Source organism: Streptomyces sp. NPDC090442 (genome assembly GCF_044769405.1).
In the GTDB taxonomy this organism is placed as follows: Bacteria; Actinomycetota; Actinomycetes; order Streptomycetales; family Streptomycetaceae; genus Streptomyces.
Genome location: NZ_JBIVXW010000266.1, coordinates 1 through 1,302, shown reverse-complemented (window position 1 = coordinate 1,302; position 1,302 = coordinate 1). Strand labels below are relative to the sequence as shown.

Here is a 1,302-nt window from a genome sequence, read left to right as displayed (position 1 = left end):
CCTTCAGGGTAAAGCCCCTGGCGATGACCTACTCTTGCATGGCTTAAGCCACACTACCATCGGCGCATATGCGTTTCACTTCCGAGTTCGGGATGGGATCGGGTGGTTCCACACAGCTATTATCACCAGGGAGAGGGTGGAGGGTCGCTGGCTTCGGTGGATTGAAGTAGCGCACACGCTCTCGTTGGGTGCTTTCAACGGAATGAACCCCGTTGTCGGCGAATAGATTGGAATGTAGCGAGTCAGTGTTTTGGTAAGGAACGTCAGGTGACGTGTCACATAGAGACCAAGGCAACTTGAGGTTATATGGTCAAGCCACACGGATCATTAGTACAGGTTAGCTCAATGCATTGCTGCACTTACACACCCTGCCTATCAACCACCTAGTCTTGATGGTTCCTTTAGGGGAGTCAAGCTCCCGGGAGATCTCATCTTGAGGCGCGCTTCCCGCTTAGATGCTTTCAGCGGTTATCGCTTCCGAACATAGCTACCCGGCAGTGCCACTGGCGTGACAACCGGAACACCAGAGGTTCGTCCACTCCGGTCCTCTCGTACTAGGAGCAGCCCCTCTCAAATCTCCAACGCCCACGACAGATAGGGACCGAACTGTCTCACGACGTTCTGAACCCAGCTCGCGTACCACTTTAAATGGCGAACAGCCATACCCTTGGGACCGACTACAGCCCCAGGATGTGATGAGCCGACATCGAGGTGCCAAACACCGCCGTCGATATGAACTCTTGGGCGGTATCAGCCTGTTATCCCCGGAGTACCTTTTATCCGTTGAGCGATGGCCCTTCCATACAGAACCACCGGATCACTAAGACCTACTTTCGTACCTGCTTGATCCGTCGATCTTGCAGTCAAGCACGCTTATGCCTTTGCACACAGTGCGCGATGTCCGACCGCGCTGAGCGTACCTTCGTGCTCCTCCGTTACACTTTGGGAGGAGACCGCCCCAGTCAAACTACCCACCATACATGGTCCCCGACCCGGATAACGGGCCCAGGTTAGAACGTCAAGCACGACAGGGTGGTATTTCAAGGATGGCTCCACCACAGCTAGCGCCATGGTTTCATAGCCTCCCACCTATCCTACACAGACGAACTCAACGTTCAATGTAAAGCTATAGTAAAGGTTCACGGGGTCTTTCCGTCTTGCCGCGGGAACGCTGCATCTTCACAGCGATTTCAATTTCACTGAGTCTCGGGTGGAGACAGCGCCGCTGTCGTTACGCCATTCGTGCAGGTCGGAACTTACCCGACAAGGAATTTCGCTACCTTAGGACCGTTATAGTTACGG

2 rRNA genes are annotated in these 1,302 nt (G+C 54.1%); both read right to left on the bottom strand.

Annotated features, from left to right (window positions below):
* Window positions 1-15: 15 nt before the first annotated feature.
* Window positions 16-130, bottom strand: a 5S ribosomal RNA gene (rrf, locus tag ACIQU6_RS44925).
* A gap of 176 nt (window positions 131-306) precedes the next feature.
* Window positions 307-1,302, bottom strand: a 23S ribosomal RNA gene (locus ACIQU6_RS44920); the annotation flags it as partial.